Genomic DNA, 712 nt, shown 5'->3' with positions numbered 1-712 from the left:
CGACAACGGCACGACTGCCAATGCGACCCTCGACGTCAATGTGATCGATGACCTGCCAAAAGCGGTGAATGACAGCAACACGGGCACGGCGTCGGAAACCACGCTCACGCTGACCGGCAACGTCCTCACCAACGATGTACAAGGCGCCGACCGCGTACCCACCGGCCCAGTCACTGCCGGTACCTTCACCGGCACCTATGGCACCCTGGAACTGCACACCGACGGCACTTACACCTACACGCTCAACCCGACCGATGCCGACTTCAAGAATTTGCACGGCGGCGGCAATGGGACAGAGACGTTCACTTACACCATCACCGACTCGGACGGCGACACCAGCACCGCGAATCTGGTGCTGCAGATCCACAACAACGACGATCCGGTGGTCATCAGCGGCCTGGACGTCAACGGCGGCGAACTCACGGTTTACGAGAAAAACCTCAGCACCGGCAGCGCGCCCGACCCAACCGCGCTGACCCAGAGCGGCACTTTCACGATTACCGCTTTGGACGGCGTCACCACGCTGACTGTCGGCGGCATCGCGGTCGTCACCAACGGTGTGGCTGCAGGCTTCCCGCAATCGGTGACCACGCCGCTCGGCAGCACGCTGACCATCACTGGTTTCAACGCAACGACCGGTGTAGTGAGTTACAGCTACACGCTGGATCACAACGACGCCCACCCAACCGCCAACGGCGCCAACAATCTGCCC

General features: G+C 61.9%; 1 protein-coding gene. It reads left to right on the top strand.

All coding sequences use genetic code 11. The annotated features are described in order from the left end of the window. Positions 1-712: Ig-like domain-containing protein (locus tag ACM6HV_RS13945; protein WP_414904478.1), on the top strand; the 712-nt coding region annotated here is incomplete at both ends.

Source organism: Pseudomonas sp. IT-P260, from assembly GCF_949768395.1.
GTDB lineage: Bacteria > Pseudomonadota > Gammaproteobacteria > Pseudomonadales > Pseudomonadaceae > Aquipseudomonas > Aquipseudomonas parakoreensis.
Note: the sequence above shows the minus strand (reverse complement) of the source record. Positions and strands in the feature narration are given on the sequence as shown.